Raw genomic sequence first — 20,593 nt, forward strand, 5'->3', positions numbered from 1 at the left:
GTATCAAAAACCGGCGTTTATAGATACATTGCTAAGTTAGTATGTCTATAAGCGCAGGTTTTTATGAGTTATAAACCAAGTAATTACACACTCCAACACATCAGTTTTCTACTTGGCACATTAATTATAGGTGCTGTATTAATAAGCTTTAAAGCTAATGCCGAAAAGGCAATTCCATTTCAATCGCAATGGCTAAAAAACCACTATGCTGAGCGTATAGCCCTTTTTAAGCTACAACCTTTACGCAAAGGCGATATTGTATTTATTGGCGATAGCATTACAGAGCAAGGGCTAAATTGGAGCATTCGGTTTAACGACCTGCGCGTAAGAAACCGCGGTATTAGTGGCGATATGACCTACGGTGTTTTAGCGCGTTTAAACGAATTAAAAGCAGCCCCGCCTAAAGCTATATTTTTAAAAATTGGTGTAAACGATATTTTTAATTACCATTATATAAAGCAAATTAAAGACTTAGCGTCGGTAAGTGAAAATATCGAAAAAATAGTGACTCAGCTCAATGACTCACTCCCAAATACACAAATTTATGTACAAAGTATTTTGCCCGATCATCGCAATTTTATTACGCAAATGGCGCAAACGGTTAACCAACAAATTAAAGCAATTGAGCACGCAAATTTTACCTATATAGACTTACACCCCGTATTTTTAGGCCCTCAAGGTACGCTTAAAAAATCGCTCACGACCGATGGCACCCATTTAAATAAGGCAGGCTATGACCTTTGGGCTAAACAGCTTGCATCAATAATGAAAACCTTAAAATGAAGAGTTTATTAATTGCTATATTAATGGCGGCAAGCTTTACGTGTGCAGCCAGTAAAGCACCTTTAAAAAGCTACCCTAACGGCGCGACTAAAGCTGTTATTTTTAGCTACGATGATGGCGTCATACAAGACAGAAAGCTTGTTGAACTATTTAATAAGTACCAGGTTGTTGGTACGTTTAACTTAAACTCAGGTTTATTTGCTAAAAAGCTACCTTGGATGAAAGCCTTTACCGGTAAAGAAGGCGAATATATAAAACAAAGTGAAGTAAAAACACTTTATAAAGGCCATGAAATAGCAAGCCACAGTTACTCACATCCGGGCTTTGCGGGCTTAGATACAGCAGAATTAAAATTACAATTAGCCCGCGATAAGCACATTTTATCGCCCATAAAAGGCAACCCCTTACACTCTTTTGCATACCCTTTAGGCTCTTACGATAAAACCGCTATGAAATTAGTAAAGCAAGCGGGCTTTACTAATGCCCGAACAGTAAACGACACTCTTAATTTTGAGCTCCCTACCAACTACACGGCATGGAACCCAACCGCTCACCACTCAAAAGCAATGCCATTAATAGAGCAATATATTGCGCTTAAAAGCAATAAGCTCACTGTAATGATGATTTGGGGTCATTCGTGGGAATTTGATAAAAACACAGTAAATAACAACTGGGATTACGCCGAAAAGCTCGTTCAAACAATCTCAAATAAAGATGATATTTGGTATGTATCGGCTGGAGAGTTCATCGCGTTTTTAGAGAATAAATAAGCGTGCGCAGTGCTAAGTAAAGCTCATATAAGCCCATTTTAATGAAGTAAGAGTAATTAATTCATCCTGAAGCAGTATCCATCGTTAATCCATTAACTCACTTCGAGTAACTGCGAAACTTCGTTTCGGTTCACTCTTACCTAGCGGGCGTACTACCACTGATATTAGCGCCACTCTGAGTGGCGCTCGAGTCCGCCCCGACACAAATTTCAGGCATAAAAAAACCCTAACCAATTTGGTTAGGGTCATAAAAAGTGGTACCAGCGGCCGGGCTCGAACCGGCACGCCTTTCGGCAGGGGATTTTGAATCCCCCATGTATACCAATTTCATCACGCTGGCGTCATTTTTCTTTAACCTTCTAAACACGAGAAGATAAAGAAAAACCACTTTAGAGCTCAGGATTATTTATGTGCCTTCGTCTCTATGCCAAGCATTATACAAACAATAGAGGTGGCAGCAAGCGTTTTATGACATTAGCCTGATCAACCGCTTAACATTTAGACAGCCTGTGCAAAATGTCGTTTACTGGTTGAAGTATTAAATACAGCTAATAATAACGCTAAGGTATATCACTGAACTATAGCGCTTAGTATTTGTGAGCTTTTTTGCTAAACTAGCGCGCATATTAACAGTGAGAGTGTATTTATGTCGGGTGAGTTTCCACGAGCTGGTTTTTGGCGTCGTTTTGCGTCGTTAGTTTATGATACGTTAGCTATTATTGCGTTTGCTATGTTAACGGTTGTGCTCTATTTGTTTGCCGTACAAGGGCTTATTTCACTTGATGTTATTAGTTTAAATGGTGCTGAAGATGTATCGGCACTTATTCAAGAGTCACTGCTGCTGTCGAGTATTCGAAGTGCCTTACTTGTTATTGTTACTTTAGTATTTTTTGGCTATTTTTGGACTAAAAGCGGGCAAACTATTGGCATGCGCGCATGGCGTTTAAAAGTACAAACTAGTGAAGGAAGCTTAATTAGTTGGCCGCAGTCTATTGTTCGCAGCCTAAGCGCCCTGCTTGGTTTAGGTAATCTTGTGGTATTAATTGACTTTAAAAACAAAAAAGCGTTGCAAGACTATATCTCAAAAACTGAGGTAATTACCCTTACAAAAGAAGAAAACAAACGTATTTACCGCGAGCTAGATTAATACTGATTTATACCAATGCGCAATAATACTTAATCATTTTGCTGGGCTAAACGTGCCGCTACCTGCGTTAAAAATTCTCATTTACGGCTGCATGGATGCAGAAGGTAGAGCAATGCAGGAGCAATTGCCGAGAACCTAAATAGCGATTTTTTTCCTAGCTATCAACAGGTTTTTCCAGCCTCAAAATTGATCACTTAATTAAGCTGAATGGTATTAGTTTTTGAATAACGCATTATAAAAACAAAAAAGGTGACCATAGGTCACCTTTTTAGTATTAAATAAGCGCTTATAACGGCTATACCCGCTTATTCATCATGTACGTAGCAAAGCCTATAAATAGTATACTTGGCAATACCGCGCCTATAATAGCGGGTATTTGATAAACCATTACCACAGGGCCAAATATCTCATTTATTAAGTGAAATACAATTCCCGTTACTACACCCATAATGATACGCGCACCCATAGTAACGGTACGTAACGGGCCAAATATAAACGACAGTGCAACCAGTAGCATTACGGCAACAGACACAGGCTGCATTAGCTTACGCCACAAGGCCAGCTCATAGGTGCTGGTATCTTGCTCATTTTGCTGTAAATATCCTAAGTACGACCAAAGCCCTGTAAAGGAAAGCGACTCAGGCTTTACCGATACAACACCAAGCTTTTCGCCCGTTAATTGCGAAGGGTAAAACTCTTCATCAATGTGTTCACTGCTTATTTGCTCATCACTAATATGAACCTTGTTTACATCGCGTAATAGCCAACCTTCATCACGACCAATGGCCACTTTAGCTTTGGTTATTTGAGTTAAATCGAGTGACTTATCAAATTGATACATGTGCACACCGTTTAAACGGCCGTTTTGATCTACATCTTCAATATTAATAAAGTTGTTGCCATCTTTAGCCCATACGCCTTTTTGTGCATTGAATACATCGCCGCCATAAATTGCCTGATTACGCATTTCTTTGGCGTGTTGTTGCGCCTCTGGTGCGCCCCACTCACCAAGAGCCATCATACACACAGCCATAAACACGGCGGTTTTCATTACCGAGCCTATAATTTGCAAGCGCGACATACCCGCAGCTTGCATTACCACCAGCTCACTGTTTGAAGCCAGTGCACCTAAGCCTGTTAAGCCACCAATAAGCGCGGCCATCGGGAAGAATATAACTAAATCGCCCGGCATACTGTAAAAGGTGTAAAGCGTTGCGGTCATTAAATCGTAACTGCCACGACCAACCGACTTTAGCTGATCAATAAACTTAATTAATGTACTAATTCCTACTAGCACCAACAAAGCAAATCCGGTGGTTTGTAAAATGCTGCGGCCTAAGTACCAATCGAGTGTTTTCATCATGCGCTTAACTCCCGTTTTGTTACAACGGCTTTAAGCCAGGCGCCCAATGGGCGACCTTTTATAATTAATAAACTACCTATAAATAAAGCGCTCAAGTGAATCCACCACAAACCAATTGAAGGCGGTATTTTGCCATCTTCTACGGCAAATTTTGCAGCATTGAGTAAGATAAAATAACCTAAGTACAAGCTAATGGCTGGCACTAATTTAGCAAACTTACCTTGGCGCGGATTAACCACACTTAGCGGTACTGCTATTAACGTTAGTAACGGAATAGAAAGCGGTATTGCAATACGCCACTGCCACTGGGCTATAGATTCAGAGGTATTGAGTGGCAATAGTTGATTAGTAGGTATTGCTTCTAATTTACGGCGCTGATGCTCTATTTCTTGCTCGCGTATTTGTACGCTGTAGCCATCAAACTGCGTTAAATTAAGGGCCGGTGTTTTGCCATCGGTTTCGTAGCGTTTACCATCGGTTAGCACTAATTGTTGCTCACCGTTTATTGCCTCTACCACCACGCCTTGTTCGGCATACACTAAACGTGCAAGGTCATCTTTTTCGGTATCCGGCAGTTGCGCTACAAATACTTTGTTAAGCTCTTTACCGCCGTTTTCAATGTTATGAATAAACACCACGGCTTTTTCATTACCGGTTTGTTGAAACCGCCCAGCCCTTAACGCAGATAAGCCCGCATCGGCTTTGGCTTGCTCTTTTAATTGGTACTCTTGCTCACTCGCCCACGGCGCAAGGTACATGGTGAGAGAGGCTGCTAATATAGCCAAACCCACACTCGAAATTAAAGTAACGCGTACCACATACCATTCACTCACCCCACAGGCTTTAAGAACGGTCATTTCGCTGTCGGCGTAAATACGGCTGTAGGCTAAAATAATGCCCAAAAATATACTCAATGGCAGGATCAGCGAAGCTAATTGCGGCAGTTTAAGCGCAATCATCGATAATACTAACTTGGCAGGAATGCTCCCTTCAGAAGCATCTCCTAAAATAACCACAAACTTTTGTGACACAAAAATGGTCATTAAAGTTAAAAATACGGCGACCTGCGATTTTAAAACCTCAGCGGTCAAATAACGAAAAATAAGCAATGCTCGCCCCTGTTAAACATAGAATTTCACTACAATAGTGATAATTTGATAATAAAGTAGCTATTTTACCCAGTTTTATCTGGTAAATAAGTCGTTATTATAAGCTAACAAAATTAATTATCCTACCTAAGTGCACGATATATTGTTGCATTAGTAGCCCTTAAACATATAAAGTTCAATTACACAGTAAGAGTCAGAAAAAATCAGCTAAAATTAAGATTATCTCTACATAAGTTGCGTAGCGAAGACTAGATTTTATTTTTTTAGCCCCAATTAATAGCGTATATGACTCACAACCAGGAGTAACAATGGAATTTAACGTAAAAAGTGGTAGCCCAGAAAAACAACGCAGCGCGTGTATTGTCGTTGGCGTTTACGAACCACGTAGGTTATCCCCCATTGGTGAACAACTCGATAAAATCAGCGATGGTTATATCTCAAATTTACTACGCCGTGGCGACCTAGAAGGTAAGCCGGGGCAAGTTTTATTATTGCATCATGTACCTAACGTTTTAAGCGAGCGCGTATTGCTTGTTGGCTGTGGTAAAGAGCGCGAGCTTGATGATAAGCAATATAAGCAAATAATTTCTAAAACAATTAATACCTTAAACGAAACCGGCTCAATGGAAGCGGTGTGCTTTTTAACAGAGCAACACGTTAAAGGTCGTGATACCTACTGGAAGGTTCGCCAAGCGGTAGAAACAACACAAGATTGCCTATACACATTTAACCAGCTAAAAAGCAAAAAAGTAGACCCTCGTCGTCCACTTCGTAAAATTGTGTTTAACGTACCAACACGTCGCGAGCTGACCATTGGTGAAAGCGCTATTGAGCATGGTTTAGCCATTGCCGCAGGTAGTAAGCTATGTAAAGACGTAGCCAACATGCCACCTAATATTTGTAACCCTGCTTATTTAGGCGAACAAGCGCAAGAGCTGGCTAGCAATTTTGACAACATCACCGTTGATATTATTGGCGAAGAAAAAATGGCCGAACTAGGTATGAACTCGTACTTAGCAGTTGGTCGCGGCAGTGATAACGAATCGGTTATGTCGGTTATTAACTACAAAGGTGCAAGCGATGAGCAAGCGCCTATTGTGCTAGTAGGTAAAGGCTTAACGTTTGACTCAGGCGGTATTTCAATTAAGCCAGGCGAAGCCATGGATGAAATGAAATACGATATGGGCGGCGCAGCCGGTGTAATTGGCGCTATGCGCGCACTGGCACAAATGCAGCTACCTATTAATGTAATTGGCGTTTTAGCCGGCTGTGAAAACATGCCAAGCTCTAATGCGTATCGCCCTGGCGATATTTTAACAACAATGTCGGGGCAAACCGTTGAAGTGCTTAATACTGATGCCGAAGGCCGATTAGTATTATGTGATGCGTTAACTTACGTTGAGCGTTTTGACCCAGATACAGTAATTGACGTAGCAACACTAACAGGCGCATGTATTGTTGCCCTTGGTGCACACGCAACAGGTTTACTGTCAAACCACAACCCACTTGCGCATGATTTATTAAAAGCGTCTGAGCAAAGTGGCGACCGTGCATGGCAGTTACCACTGTGGGATGACTATCAAGATCAACTCGATAGCCCATTTGCTGATTTTACAAACTTAGGTGGGCGCTCTGCTGGTACTATTACCGCAGCGTGTTTCTTATCTAAGTTTACTAAAAAGTATAACTGGGCTCACTTAGACGTAGCCGGTACCGCGTGGCGCAGTGGCGCTAAAAAAGGTGCAACGGGTCGCCCTGTTCCTATGCTTACTCAGTATTTATTAAACCGAGCGGGTGTAAGCGAAGCTACGCACGACTAATAGCCTAATTAACCTGAGCCTTATTTAGAAAAGCCACTCAGCAGATATTTTTAGCGCTAACAACGTTAAATTTATTTGCCATAGGCAAAAATATTTTAACCAGAGCTTAGGTTATTTAACTTGTATTAAGGCGCCATTTGGCGCCTTTTTTATTGCTGTAATTATCTGGGTATTAATTGAAGCAAACCCCGTTATATGGCAAAATCTGCCTCTTAATTTATGTGTATCAACTATGTGCACATTCAATGTCATGGGAAACCCCGATACAATGAACATGAATGCTCAATTTTTCGTTCTAAAGCAACAAGATGAATCTAAAGCGCAGGCTGATGATCATTTTGCTTTAGCAGCTCAAATTGCCGCAGAGCAGTATCGATTAGGGCATCGTGTATTTATTTTTGTAGATAACGAACACACCGCCTATGCCATTGACGAAACCATTTGGGCATTTGATCCCGACAGTTTTGTGCCGCATAACCTGCAAGGCGAAGGCCCTAAAGCCGGCGCACCAGTAGAAATAGGCACCACGCCTCCTGTTGGCAAACGTAACGTTTTAATTAACTTAGCTAATAACCTGCCTGATTTTATTAGGCGTTTTAGCCAAGTTTTTGATTTTGTACCAGTAGAGTCTGTAGCTAAACAAGCCGCTCGTGAGCGCTTTAAAAAGCTGCGCCAACTTGGTGCCAATATCAGCACGCAAGAGATTAATAGCTAGCCGTTTAGGATAAAGCTAACCAACTAATTTAAGTACTTATTTAAGGTTCTGTGTAATGGATAAAACCTACAATCCGCAAGATATTGAACAGTCGCTATACCAAGACTGGGAACAAAAAGGCTACTTTAAGCCATCTGGCCAAGGCGTACCGTATTCGATCATGATCCCGCCGCCAAATGTCACCGGTAGCTTGCACATGGGCCACGCCTTCCAAGATACAATAATGGATACCCTTACGCGTTTTAAGCGTATGCAAGGTAACAACACATTATGGCAAGTAGGTACTGACCACGCGGGTATTGCAACGCAAATGTTGGTTGAGCGTAAACTACACGCTGAAGAAGGTAAAACACGTCACGATTTAGGCCGCGAAGATTTTATTAATAAAATTTGGGAATGGAAAAACGAATCTGGCGGTACTATCACTAAACAGCTTCGCCGTCTTGGCGCATCGGTTGATTGGGACCGTGAACGCTTTACGATGGACGATGGCTTATCTGAAGCGGTTAAAGAAGTCTTTGTACGTCTTCACAAAGAAAACCTAATTTACCGCGGTAAGCGCCTAGTAAACTGGGATCCAAAATTACACACAGCTATTTCAGACCTTGAAGTTGAAAACAAAGACAAACAAGGCCACATGTGGAATTTGCGCTACCCACTTGCTGATGGCGTTAAAACACAAGACGGCAAAGACTACATTGTCGTAGCAACAACACGTCCAGAAACCATGCTAGGTGACTCAGGTGTTGCAGTAAACCCAGATGACGAACGCTACACAGATTTAATTGGTAAAGAGATTTTACTGCCTATCGTAAATCGTCGTATCACAATTGTTGCAGATGAACACGCTGATAAAGACAAAGGCACGGGTTGTGTAAAAATCACCCCTGCACACGACTTTAACGATAACGAAGTTGGCAAGCGTCATAAAATGCCAATGATCAATATTTTCGATAAAAACGCAGCCATTCTTAGCCAAGGAGAAACATACACCTTTGACGGTAAAGAACTTGAGTTTGATGCGCCAATTCCTGAGCGCTTACACGGCCTAGACCGTTTTGCTGCACGTAAAGCGATTATCGCAGAATTTGAAGAACTTGGTTTACTTGAAAAAATCGAAGACCATGCGTTAACTGTACCTTACGGCGACCGCTCTGGTGTGGTCATTGAGCCACTCCTTACCGACCAATGGTATGTACGTGTTGCGCCACTTGCAGAACCTGCAAAAGATGCCGTTAAAAATGGCGACATTCAGTTTGTGCCTAAACAGTACGAGAACATGTACTTCTCGTGGATGAACGACGTACAAGATTGGTGTATTTCACGCCAGCTTTGGTGGGGTCACCGTATTCCAGCTTGGTACGACAGCGAAGGCAACGTTTACGTTGGCCGCGATGAAGCTGAAGTACGCCGCGACAACAACATTGCCGATGATGTTGCGCTAAGCCAAGACGAAGACGTACTTGATACCTGGTTCTCATCTGCGCTTTGGACGTTCTCAACGCAAGGTTGGCCAGAGAACACGGATGATTTAAAAACCTTCCACCCGTCTGACGTGTTAGTAACGGGCTTTGATATTATTTTCTTCTGGGTTGCGCGTATGATCATGATGACGCTGCACTTTATAAAAGATGAAAATGGTAAGCCGCAAGTGCCGTTTAAAACAGTGTATGTTACTGGCCTAATACGTGATGACAACGGCGATAAAATGTCTAAGTCAAAAGGTAACGTACTTGACCCACTAGATATGATTGACGGCATCGAGCTTGAAGATTTAGTACAAAAGCGTACCGGTAACATGATGCAGCCTAAACTTGCTGCAAAAATTGAAAAAGATACGCGCAAAGTATTTGAAAATGGTATTGAAGCACACGGTACCGATGCGCTTCGCTTTACCCTTGCAGCAATGGCATCAACTGGTCGTGATATCAACTGGGATATGAACCGCCTAGAAGGTTACCGTAACTTCTGTAATAAACTATGGAACGCAAGCCGTTACGTATTAATGAACACAGAAGAGCAAGATTGTGGCTTCAACGATGCTGAAAAAGAGTTCTCGTTAGCCGATCGTTGGATATTAGGTCAATTTGAAGCAACGGTTAAAACCTACACTGAACATCTTGATAACTACCGCTTTGATTTAGCCGCTAACACACTTTACGAATTCACTTGGAACCAGTTCTGTGATTGGTACTTAGAGCTGACTAAGCCGGTATTATTTAAAGGCAATGAAGCACAGCAACGTGGTACACGTAATACACTCATTACGGTACTAGAAAGCCTACTGCGCTTAATGCACCCAATGATGCCATACATTACCGAAACTATTTGGCAGCGCGTTGCACCACTGGCAGGGCTTGAAACAGCAGGCACCAGCATCATGGTACAGGGCTTCCCTGTTTATAATGAAGCAAACGTTGATGCCCAAGCTATGGACGACTTAGAGTGGGTTAAACAGTTTATTTTAGCAATTCGTGTTATTCGTGGTGAGATGGACATCAGCCCGAGTAAGCCACTTAACGTGTTGCTAGCTAACGCATCAAGCGATGATGTGCGCCGTATTAACGAGAACGAGTCATTTATTGCCTCGCTTGCTAAACTTGAATCGTTCACCCTGCTTGAAAACAAAGACGATGCACCAGCGTGTGCAACATCCTATGTTGGCAACCTTGAAATTATGATCCCTATGGCGGGCTTAATTGACGTTGAAGCAGAGCTTGCACGTATTAACAAGCAACTCGAAAAAGCAGAAAAAGGCCTAGCCCAAGTGCAAAACAAGCTGGCTAACGAAAAGTTTGTAAATAACGCACCAGAAGCCGTACTTGCAAAAGAGAACGCGAAGCTTGCTGAATTCACTGATGCTAAAACCAAGCTACTTGAGCAAAAAACTAAAATAGAAAGCTTATAATTTTAGTTGCCTGCTAAAGCAATTTAGCAGGCATTAAAAAAGCCGCTCACTGTTAAAGTGAGCGGCTTTTTTGTGCCCTGCGATTAACCACAAGGCATAGCTACATTAAAACTTGTAGTTGTACTGTGCGCCAACAAGTACAGCGTGGCCTTTAGACTCAAAGCCCCACTCACTGCCTGACTCATCAGCTTCAGTAAATGTTTGTGTTTTACCACGAATAATACTTACACCTAAATCAACATTTGATTGCGTGTCGATAGTGTAGTTACCACCAAACGAGAACCAAAAACGGTCTGTATCAGGGATAGAGATAGAAAGGTGAGTTTGCGATACTGGCGACTCATCAAACGCTACACCTGCACGAAGTAGTAAGTCTTCGTTGTATTGGTAATCTGTACCGATAGAGTAACGAAACGCATCATCAAACTGCTCTTGCTTTTCAAAAGCAACAAACTTGTCGCCTGTTGGTGCAGTTACTTGCGCTTCTAGTGACTCAAAGCTGCTCCAACCTGTCCATAATACGCTGTAGTGTAAGCCAAGTTTTTCATCTAACTGGTGAGAACCAGAAAACTCAGCAATAGCTGGTAACGTTAGCTCTACAGAACCCGGTAGTTGTGCACCACCAGTGCCGCCTACAGCTACTGGTAAGTCATTTGAGAAATCACCTTCAAATGTGATGTCTGTTTCGCTGCGGTAGTTAAAACCAAAACGGCTATTTTCGTCTAGTTGGTACATTAAACCAACGTTTAAACCTAGGCCTGTGTCGTCACCTTGAAGGTTTACTGCATCAGCACCAAAATCAAAGCCGCTTGTATTAGCGCCTACTTTACGGATTACGGTTGCATCTGCATAAATGTAGTTTAAGCCAATACCAAAGCTAAATTGCTCAGTTACTTTATAAGCAACGCTTGCATTAAGGTTAACGGTGAAAATTTCTGTCTCGCCTGCAATTTGGCCCGCTACGTAGTCATCGTTAAACTCTGTAGATAAACCAAAGTTAGAAAACGCGCCAAAACCTAGTGATACTTTATCGTTATACGGCATAGTAAAGTAAGCGGCAGGTACTACTGCGCTTGGTGCTATGCTGTCATCATCTAGGGCACTTGGATCAATACCGTTATTGGTTTGCGTCCCTTCTAAGCTCACATCTGGAATTACACCAATAGCAGCAACACTAAGTTGCTTATCTTTAAATAAAGTCATTAATGCAGGGTTGCGAGCAACAACAGACGCATCATCTGCGATAGATGCTTCACCTGCGTATGCACGGCCTAAACCTGACGCGTTTTGCTCTGCTAATTGAAACGCGGCTGCAAAACTATCAGCCGAAACAAATGCAAGCGAAGCTGCAATAAGAGTTTTAGAAAATTTCATTGTTGTGTCCTTAACCAAACAAGCGTTTGGGTATCTATGTGTTGTTATTAGGATTTTAAACTTGGCTACACTACCTTAATTTTTTATAAAAAACTGTAACAAAGCGACAAAAAACACCAAAAAACACGTTTTTTAACTACATTTTAACAACTATTTAAAACTCATCGGAGCAGAAATGTGTTATTAGAGCTTATACTCTAATTGTAATTAATTATCATTTAGATTGACTTGTAATTCCCTGCATTTTAAACTCATTACAAAATCACAAAGGAAGCAAATAGGTGATCATTTTACTTATTATTGCAGGGCTCATTTTTTGTGGCGCCAGTGTGTTTTGTTTTTATAAAGCAAACTATTGTGCCTGCACACAAGCCGGCCAATGCGATAACCCCGTAAACCATTACTGGTTAGGGGCCATGCTAAATGCATTAGTGTCGTTAGCTTTTTGCTGTATTGCACTGCATGTACAGCAAGGAACATTATTATGGCTAACGTTAATGGCGAGTTGTTTTTTAGGCGCTTATATTTCTGCTAAACGCGAAAAACTTAAGCGCTGTAAAAAAGCTAATTCAACAAGTGCTCTTTTAACAAACGAGCCAAATTAATTTGATAGTCGAGTGGCTTGATACTCGACACTATTTTAATACTTTGATCAGGCTCATTTAAGTCTAAGTCTTTAGGGGTGACGTGGTGCCCGTGTTTAGCATTATAAAATAGCTTAACTTTAGGCTTGATGGGATTTGATTTATTGCCCTCGAGCACGAGAGCTAATCGCTCATTAGTTAATTTAACAATAGTGCCTACTGGGTGCACACCTAAACATTTAATAAAGTGCTGTACTAGCTCTGCATCAAATAGCTCTTTGTTAGCCAACAAATAACGCAGCGCATTAATGGGTTCATCCCCTTCTTGATGCGGTCTATCGGCTGTTAGCGCATCGTACACATCAACAATCGCCATTATGCGCGCTGGGCGGCTAAGCTTTTCAGCTGTAATACCACGCGGATAGCCTGAGCCATCTAATCGTTCATGGTGGTTAACTATCATGTCGAGTATAAGGGGGGTAATGCCTTTTTCACCTTTAACCAAACCTAAACCTTGAGCCACATGGCGTTTAATAATATCCATTTCGCTGCTAGTGAGTTTACTTGGCCTAGAAATAATCCCCTGCGGGAGTTTAGCTTGGCCTAAGTCGTGAAGTAACGCGCCCATAGCAAGCTGCTGCACGGCTTCTTCTTTATATCCTAAATATTTAGCAAACACGGCGGTGAAAATAGCGCAGTTAATCATGTGGCGCCAATTGTAACTATGTTTGTCTTTTATGCGGGTTAAAATGGTCATTGCACTGGTATTTCTAAATACCGAGCTGACTATATCGTTAGCCATTTCATCAATCACCTTTAAATTAACCGACAACCCTGTGGTTACATCACCATACAAAGCTTGCAGCTTGCGATTATACTGCTCAAAGTTGATGCTAGCTTTGGCAAATTCTTGCTCAAGGGTAATCGCAGGTTTTACAACAGGTGGCTTTGTTTTACTGCTTGATGTGGTGCTCTTTTGTGAGGGCGCACTCTTAGGTTTGTACTTATCGGGTATGGCGGCATCGCCTTTGGTAAAGTCGATAAGCAGCTCTAAAACGCCTTCGGTTACTAAGCGTTTTATAATTGCCTGGTTTCGCACTAAGCCACTGGTTTTTATTTTTATACTGTTGAGCCCTTCATGCTGTTTGGTAACACTGTCAACAAACATACCTGGGGTGAGCTCTGAAATGGGTAACGCGATGAGCATGGCAGAAGCGTTTTCTACAATTAAATATGCCTACTAAATAGCATTGTTTAACCCTAAAAGTCTACTTTTTGAGATTTAGCAAATAATAAATAACTAGATCCATACTAAAAAGTACAAATCTAGTTATTTTATAGTAAGTATTAAGCATTACATTGTGTTGCCAACATACTATGTATTGAATCGCTCGATATTGGCTTTGACAATAAGAACCCTTGTACTTGGTTGCAGCCATTATCTTGTAAAGTTTTGAGTTCGCTTTCCATTTCAACGCCCTCTGCAATCGCTATTAAATTAAAATTATGAGCAAGCGTTATAATGGCCTCTACGATAGAGACATCACTTTTACTATCAAGTTTAGAGATAAACGAACGATCAATTTTTAATTTGTCAGCGGCAAATTGCTTTAAGTAAGCCATATTAGAGTAACCGGTACCAAAGTCATCTATCGCAAATTTAACACCAAGCTCTTTTAGAGCAGAAATGATAGTTGTTACTTTTTCTGATGATTCTAATAATGCCGATTCGGTCACTTCAAGCTCGAGTAGTTCAGGGCTTAATCCTGACTCAGACAACGCACTCTTTACATCACTTACAAGGCAGCCCTGTGTAAAGTGATGCGCAGAGCAGTTAATAGCTAATACAATTTTTTGATTATATTGCGCTTCCCACTTTGCGGCTTGCTCGCATGTTTGGTTTAAAATCCATTGCGTAATAGGAATAATCAAGCCACTTCGCTCCGCTGCCGGTATAAATTCAGCAGGTGAAACTTGCCCAAGCTCTGCATGCTTCCAGCGTAATAAGGCTTCCACACCAACAACTTTACGACTATTTATATCAAACTGTGGTTGGTAGTCTAAATACAGATCTTGCTGCTCAAATGCTTGCCTTAATTGTGTTTGTACATAGAGCTTACGAACCCCTTCTTCACCCATATGCGGTGCGTAAAAACTATATGCATTTTTACCACTGTCTTTTGCATCATAAAGCGCAACATCAGCCGCTTTTAGCATTTCTTCAAAGCTTGTTCCATGCTCTGGATAACGCGCAACGCCAATAGAAGGCGTAATAACAACTTGGTAGTCGTCAATTACAAATGCGGTATTAAACAAAAATAGCATTTCTTTTAACAGAATATTTAGCTGAGCAAGCCCTTGAGTATTGGCTAATAGTAAAAATTCATCCCCCCCTAAACGCGATATCAAATGGCTTTCATTATTAAATTGCTGCAAACGTTTTGCCACTTCAACTAACACTAAATCGCCAGCGCCATGCCCTAATGAGTCGTTAATCGCTTTAAAGTTGTCTAAATCAAGTAAAATGAGCACAACTTCTTGTTTCGTGTAACGGGCCTTAGCAACAGCTTTATCAAACTCTTCGGTTAGCTTCCAGCGGTTAATTAAACCTGTTAACGGGTCATGCATCGCCATATAAGCTAGTTTTTCGGCTGCGGCTTTCTTTTCAGATATATCGTGAACACTAATAAATGCGCCAAGCAGCTTTTGCTCTTGCAAGTTTGGGTACGCTCTAATTTCTAACGAAAAGGTATCGCCGTGATCATTCGTGTACTCTAATAGCTCAGCCGAGAACTCTTTTGCACTATTTATGTTATCAAGCAAGCTAGGTATAAATGTCGCATTATGACCAAACAACTCGTTTAGCGTGTAATTTTCATCAACCACATCTTGAGCTATAGCCGTGAGTTTATAAGCCGCTTTATTTAAATAGCGACACCCCCCGTCTAAATTCACAATAATAATTGGTTGGCCTATGCTATCGAGCAATAACTTGGTTTGTATCTCGTGTAGTTTTAAACTTTCTAGTGCGGTGTATTCACGCTTTACCGATAACCCTAACTTGTTGTTAAACCAATAAACTAAAAACAACATAGCGCCACTTAGGCCAATGGCTATGTATACATAAATAATCCACTCGGCTAAGTAATCTTTTACTGCTAAGCCGGTGACTAGGTAAAGGGCGGTGTCGCCTATGCGCTTATAGTTATATAAACGGTTCTTTTTATCGTAGTAATCAGCACTTTTTAGCGTGCCTGAGTTTGACGTACTCACCATGCTATCTAAAAGCTTAGGGTAGTTTTGCTCAGAGCTAGGTAAAAGGCGTGGGTAATGGATTAAATCACTATAAGTATTATCTAAACGTATAGCTAATATGCCATGCTTACCCACATCTATAGAGGCAAAAAGTGCAGTAATTGCATCCAGTGGCATTTGTGTAGAGACCCAGCCCGACAACTCGCCACTTCTTTGTGTAGGAATAATAATATGCAGAGAGTTATTGCCTTGATCGGCGTATAACGTTTCACGCAAAGGTGGTTTTGCTTTAATAAAGCTTTCAAGCTCTACGTGCTCTGCACCAAGGACAATATCGCCTAAAGAGTTGTATACGTTTATATTTGCCAGAGAGTATTGCAGCGACTGGTTATAAGCGAACACTTCTTGCTTTTGTAAAATCACCTGCTGATTTATAAACTGATCGATTTTTCTTAGCGAGCTTAAACGCGGAAAAATAAGACCATCATAAATACGTGACTCTAATGCTAAATTAAGATTGTACTGTTGCGCTATGGTGTGCTTTTGAATTTGCGTATAACTCATGTACAAAAAGCAGCAAAGTAACAATAATGTTCCGCCCCAAAAGCTTGCCCACTTAAAGGTTTTATTAACTAAAAACGACTTTATATTTAGCTTAGGTTTAGTTTTATCTAGCTCAACACCAATAATGCTATTCATGTATTTATAACCTTAACAGTTAAATTTTAAAGCTCATCACAGCATCATTAAGATCTGCCGCTAAATTATTAAGTTCCTGCGTAGCAACAAATGTCTGATTTGCGCCACTGGCCGTAGAGGTAGATAACTCTTTTACATTGTCTATATTTCGGTTGAGCTCTTTCGTTGCCATAGCTTGTTGTTCTGTGGCTGTAGCAATCACAATATTTTTACCGTTTATCTCACTAATTGCCCGCGTTACTTTATCAAGTGAGGTGCTTACTTGCTCAGATTGAGTGAGGGTATAGCCTGCTTTTTGCGAGCTTTCTTTTAAAGACTCCACGGTGTTTTTGGTATGGTGTTGAATGTTACTAATTAACGACTCAATTTCTTTAGTAGACTCTTGCGTACGATGAGCAAGCGATCTCACTTCTTCTGCAACAACAGAAAAACCGCGGCCATAGTCTCCTGCACGAGCAGCTTCAATAGCGGCATTAAGTGCAAGTAGGTTGGTTTGATCGGCAATACTTTGAATAACGACCAAAACACTGGCTATTTCATCTGTGCTTTTTTCAAGTGAGCTGGTGCTGCTAGATACGGCTAGTACTTCATTTACTAACTCAGAAATTGCGCGCATTGACTCATCTAAATTAGCCTTTGCTTGCTGCGCATCTTGATCGGATGATTGCGATAACGCCGAGGTGACACTGGCATTATGCGAAACTTCGTCAATCGCAATATTCATTTGCGAAATTGATTCTGAAGACTGATCTATTTGCTCACTTTGCGAGCGTAAATCATTATTACTTTGCGCCATCACTTCATTAATTTGAAATGCAGCTGAGGACAGGTTTTGTGAGCTTAAGGTAATTTTTTCAACCATGCTTGATAAGCTATGCTGCATAGCGCGCATGCTATGAAAAAGCAGACTGGTTTCGTCATTATGTGCTTCGTTAATTTCAATTTGGTTGTTTAAATTGCCCTGTGAAATGCTATTTAACAGTATTACAGCCTGATTTAGTGGAGTAACAATACTGCGAATAAACAACATTCCCAGCAATATATTAATTATCACAGCGGCTAAAATAACAGCAACAAGAATTATGATTGCGTTATTAAATGTTTGATCCGCAGAGCGAGTTGCTTTGCTCACGCCCACTTCATTATATTTAATAAGTGCGCCTAAGTGGCGGTATAGCTCACTGCCTTTAACAGCCAGCTCTTTATTGAGCTCAATTGAGCGCAGCTGGCTTAGCGAATTGTTTTCTATTTTGCCAATAAGCTCATTTAGGCTTTGAAAATAAGTATTAACCGCAGTACTGAGCTGATTAGCTATTGCGGTTTTTTCTGGATCATTATGTGCATTTTTTAAAGTAAATAAGGTGGTTGTAATATTTGCTTCGTTTTGCACAATAATTTGTTTACTCGTGGCAATCACTGAAGAGAGCTCTGTGGCACGAATGCGCTGACCTTCTAAGCGAATACTCGCAATATCATTACTTAGCTCTTGCGCTTGTATAAGGCCTGGCACCCAATACTCATTAATGGTGTTCGTTATAGAGTTAACTTTAGATAAAACAAAAAAAGCACCGCTACCAATTAGGCATGATACTAATGTTAAAAATGCGCAAAATAATACAGCTCGTTTTGCGATGCTTACTTTTCTAATATCCATTATATTTCACAGTAGTTTAAATTGTGCGCAATGCTACGCTGTAAACTTTATAATGAAAATTGTACTCAAATGTTACTGTATCTGTACGTGCGTATGTACTGCCTATACCTTGGTATAGGGTGATTGATCCTAAAGTTAATGAGGTGTTTTATTGGGTATTTATTCATTAACCATTCATCGAAGAAAGTAACATTTCGTTCATTCTTACTAATTCGGCAAATGAACTGGCTTGCATTTTTTTAGACGCATTCGCACGGTGAATTTTTACTGTTATTAGGCTTAAATTAAGCTCAGATGCAATTTGTTTATTAAGTAAACCACTTACAGCCATACTCATTACTTCTCTTTCTCGCATACTTAACTGCTTATATTTTTGTTGTAATTGCAGCAGCTTTAGATGCGATTGGCTTTTTTGTAGGCCTTGCATTATTGCATCAAGTAAATCTTGCTCTCTAAATGGCTTAGTTAAAAAGTCGATAGCACCGGCTTTCATTGCCTTAACCGACATAGCAATATCGCCATAACCCGTTATAAAAATAATGGGGATTTGTAAGCCTAATTGCTTTAAGTTATTTTGAAAATCTAGCCCATTATCCAAATTAACTCTCACATCTAAAATTAGGCAACTAGGGCGAGTTTGATCTACAGTAGCATTAAAATCGTGAATAGAACCATATCCGCAAAAGTCTAATCCTACAGAGCGCACAAGGCTGCCTATAGCCTCACGAATTGCTTGTTCATCATCAATCACTATTACTAAAGGCTTATTCATATACTTCTCCCCCATCACATTGAGCCTTTAGGCTTAATATGACACATGCTCCCCCTGTTGGATTGTTACTAATCTTAATGATCCCGTTATGATCTTTAATAATAGTGCTACAGATAGTAAGCCCCATTCCCATGCCATTTTTTTTGGTTGTGTAAAACGCATTAAAAAATTTTGACGCACTATCACTTTTAAAACCAGGCCCATTATCTTTCATTATTATCTCTATATTTGAGCCATTAATTTGTACCGTAATACTAATTTTTTTATCTGCTTGGTCATGTTTAAACGCCTGAATACTATTAAGTAAGAGGTTAATTATCACTTGCTGAAGAGCCACTTTATTAGCAAATAAAGCGCAATCAGCCGAGTTCCCTTGATAATCAATTGCCACATCTGTTTTATTAATTAACCCATCCATAAGCGCAAACGATTCGCTAAATATACTATTGATTGGCACTAAGGTTTTATCGATAGGTGATTTTTTAGCAAGTGCATAAATGCACTGAATAATGTCACTGGCCTTTTGAGCCCCTTTATTAATTCCAAGTAAATTTTGTTTTATTTCGTGCGTGTTTATCGGGCTTTGCGCAAGCCAGCGTCCTGCAGCTTCGCTATTTATAGTAATTGCTGAGAGCGGCTGATTAATATCATGGGCAAGCGTAGTCGTCAGCTCTCCAAGCACACTTACACGGTTTGCATGAGCCAGATCAGACTGGGCTTTGGTTTTAGCAAATTCATTTAACTTAAACTTTGTAATATCTTGAATTGCGCCAATGTATACAGCGCTTGTATCGCCAAGGGGTACCCTTTTTAACAGCATACAAACATATTTAATTTTATGATTTGAAAGCATTAGCCTAAATTGCACAGAAACAAGGGATGATTCATCACTAAATTCAGTTAACGCTTCTTTTAAATTAACTATATCGGCACGATGTACTCGTCGATAAATACATGCCAAGGTTGGCTGTTTAGTTAAATCATAATCAAAAATACGGGCCGTTTCATGTGACCAAGTAACTTGTTTTGTTGGGGAATCGAAGCGAATACTGCCTGTTTTGCTCAGCTCTTGAGTTTGCGTTAAAAGCTCTTCGCTGTAGCGTAATTTTTCACTTTTTAATTTGTTTTTTCTGATCAAAAAGGTGGTGCTAATAATAGCAACTAGGTTAACAAAGCAGTGGGCAAATTCGATAGACCATATGTTGTTATAATGGCCAAGTAAGAAGGCTAAAACGGTTAGCAGCATACAGGCTGCACTTAAACCATATACTCGCTGTAACGATTCTTTATTAGAGTAAAAAATTATAACAACAATATAAAAGACAGGTATTGAGATATTAATTGAGCAAAATGTATCGACAAAAAATATTGCCAAAATAACAGCAATCAATACTAAGGCTGTAATTACAGGTTTTACAGAGTTAATCCAATAAATATTAAAAATTGTATACACGAATAGGCCGCCAAAACATAGGTTAATAAATGCATAAAAAATATCCCTATGATTCAAAAGCTAATAAGCATCACTTTAGAATAAAACACAGCCAAAACGTTATGAGTTTTAGTCTAACATCCAAGAGTAAATTACATTTGTTACAAGTATATGAATAATTATTATATATTAATACAAAAATATGCAT

Annotated in this window: 15 protein-coding genes and 1 tRNA gene; 7 read left to right on the forward strand and 9 right to left on the reverse strand. The window is 40.3% G+C overall.

All coding sequences use genetic code 11. The features are described 5' to 3' along the window. Positions 1–63: 63 nt before the first annotated feature. Both AN390_RS12010 and AN390_RS12015 read left to right on the forward strand, forming a co-directional pair. Positions 64–783: a GDSL-type esterase/lipase family protein gene (locus AN390_RS12010; RefSeq protein ID WP_055254765.1), complete on the forward strand. Its 720-nt coding sequence runs from the start codon at positions 64–66 to the stop codon at positions 781–783. Continuing rightward, entirely contained in the window at positions 780–1,553 is a 774-nt protein-coding gene (locus AN390_RS12015; protein WP_055254767.1) for a polysaccharide deacetylase family protein, read from the forward strand. Before AN390_RS12010 ends, AN390_RS12015 begins: the two co-directional genes overlap by 4 nt. 255 nt (positions 1,554–1,808) lie before the next feature. Here the strand turns inward: AN390_RS12015 and AN390_RS12020 are convergent. After that, positions 1,809–1,893 (reverse strand) — tRNA-Leu (locus tag AN390_RS12020). A gap of 306 nt (positions 1,894–2,199) precedes the next feature. Between AN390_RS12020 and AN390_RS12025 the strand changes: the two genes are divergently transcribed. After that, positions 2,200–2,700: an RDD family protein gene (locus AN390_RS12025; protein ID WP_055254769.1), complete on the forward strand. Its 501-nt coding sequence runs from the start codon at positions 2,200–2,202 to the stop codon at positions 2,698–2,700. Between the two features lie 295 nt (positions 2,701–2,995). On the opposite strand, the gene lptG is transcribed toward AN390_RS12025, so the two are convergent. Further along, on the reverse strand, positions 2,996–4,063 hold the full coding sequence (gene lptG, locus AN390_RS12030; protein ID WP_031289389.1) for an LPS export ABC transporter permease LptG: 1,068 nt from the start codon (positions 4,061–4,063) through the stop codon (positions 2,996–2,998). After that, positions 4,060–5,172, reverse strand: coding sequence for an LPS export ABC transporter permease LptF (gene lptF, locus AN390_RS12035; protein WP_024031637.1), 1,113 nt, complete (start codon positions 5,170–5,172; stop codon positions 4,060–4,062). Before lptF ends, lptG begins: the two co-directional genes overlap by 4 nt. A gap of 308 nt (positions 5,173–5,480) precedes the next feature. On the opposite strand from lptF, the gene pepA reads away from it, so the two are divergent. From pepA to AN390_RS12050, 3 genes are all read left to right on the forward strand, one after another. Then, positions 5,481–6,992 (forward strand): leucyl aminopeptidase, encoded by a 1,512-nt coding sequence (gene pepA, locus AN390_RS12040; protein WP_029772475.1) that lies wholly within the window; start codon positions 5,481–5,483, stop codon positions 6,990–6,992. A gap of 268 nt (positions 6,993–7,260) precedes the next feature. Continuing rightward, positions 7,261–7,707 carry a DNA polymerase III subunit chi gene (locus AN390_RS12045; RefSeq protein WP_024031635.1) on the forward strand — a complete coding sequence of 149 codons (447 nt, stop codon included), beginning with the start codon at positions 7,261–7,263 and terminating at the stop codon, positions 7,705–7,707. A gap of 55 nt (positions 7,708–7,762) precedes the next feature. Beyond that, the gene (locus AN390_RS12050) at positions 7,763–10,615 is read left to right on the forward strand and encodes a valine--tRNA ligase (protein WP_055254771.1); all 2,853 of its coding nucleotides are present in this window, start codon (positions 7,763–7,765) and stop codon (positions 10,613–10,615) included. A 105-nt stretch (positions 10,616–10,720) separates the two neighbouring features. On the opposite strand, the gene AN390_RS12055 is transcribed toward AN390_RS12050, so the two are convergent. Then, positions 10,721–11,989 carry an outer membrane protein transport protein gene (locus AN390_RS12055; RefSeq protein WP_029772473.1) on the reverse strand — a complete coding sequence of 423 codons (1,269 nt, stop codon included), beginning with the start codon at positions 11,987–11,989 and terminating at the stop codon, positions 10,721–10,723. A gap of 281 nt (positions 11,990–12,270) precedes the next feature. Here AN390_RS12055 and AN390_RS12060 point away from each other — a divergent pair, with 281 nt between their 5' ends. Next, a complete protein-coding gene (locus tag AN390_RS12060) occupies positions 12,271–12,594 on the forward strand; it encodes a hypothetical protein (RefSeq protein WP_029772472.1) in 324 nt (107 codons plus the stop codon). Here the strand turns inward: AN390_RS12060 and AN390_RS12065 are convergent. The 5 genes from AN390_RS12065 to AN390_RS12085 all read right to left on the reverse strand — a co-directional run bounded on the left by AN390_RS12065 (position 12,554) and on the right by AN390_RS12085 (position 20,199). Further along, a complete protein-coding gene (locus tag AN390_RS12065; RefSeq protein WP_055254773.1) occupies positions 12,554–13,780 on the reverse strand; it encodes an HD domain-containing phosphohydrolase in 1,227 nt (408 codons plus the stop codon). The two genes, AN390_RS12060 and AN390_RS12065, sit on opposite strands and share 41 nt — an antisense overlap. 140 nt (positions 13,781–13,920) lie before the next feature. Beyond that, entirely contained in the window at positions 13,921–16,527 is a 2,607-nt protein-coding gene (locus tag AN390_RS12070; RefSeq protein WP_055254775.1) for an EAL domain-containing protein, read from the reverse strand. Between the two features lie 19 nt (positions 16,528–16,546). Continuing rightward, positions 16,547–18,181 (reverse strand): methyl-accepting chemotaxis protein, encoded by a 1,635-nt coding sequence (locus AN390_RS12075; RefSeq protein ID WP_055254777.1) that lies wholly within the window; start codon positions 18,179–18,181, stop codon positions 16,547–16,549. 166 nt (positions 18,182–18,347) lie between these two features. After that, positions 18,348–18,953 (reverse strand): response regulator transcription factor, encoded by a 606-nt coding sequence (locus AN390_RS12080; protein WP_201780875.1) that lies wholly within the window; start codon positions 18,951–18,953, stop codon positions 18,348–18,350. Beyond that, positions 18,946–20,199 (reverse strand): ATP-binding protein, encoded by a 1,254-nt coding sequence (locus tag AN390_RS12085; protein WP_157686046.1) that lies wholly within the window; start codon positions 20,197–20,199, stop codon positions 18,946–18,948. Before AN390_RS12085 ends, AN390_RS12080 begins: the two co-directional genes overlap by 8 nt. Positions 20,200–20,593: the final 394 nt, after the last annotated feature.

The sequence above is a fragment of the Pseudoalteromonas sp. P1-11 genome, from assembly GCF_001399995.1.
In the GTDB taxonomy this organism is placed as follows: Bacteria; Pseudomonadota; Gammaproteobacteria; order Enterobacterales; family Alteromonadaceae; genus Pseudoalteromonas; species Pseudoalteromonas atlantica.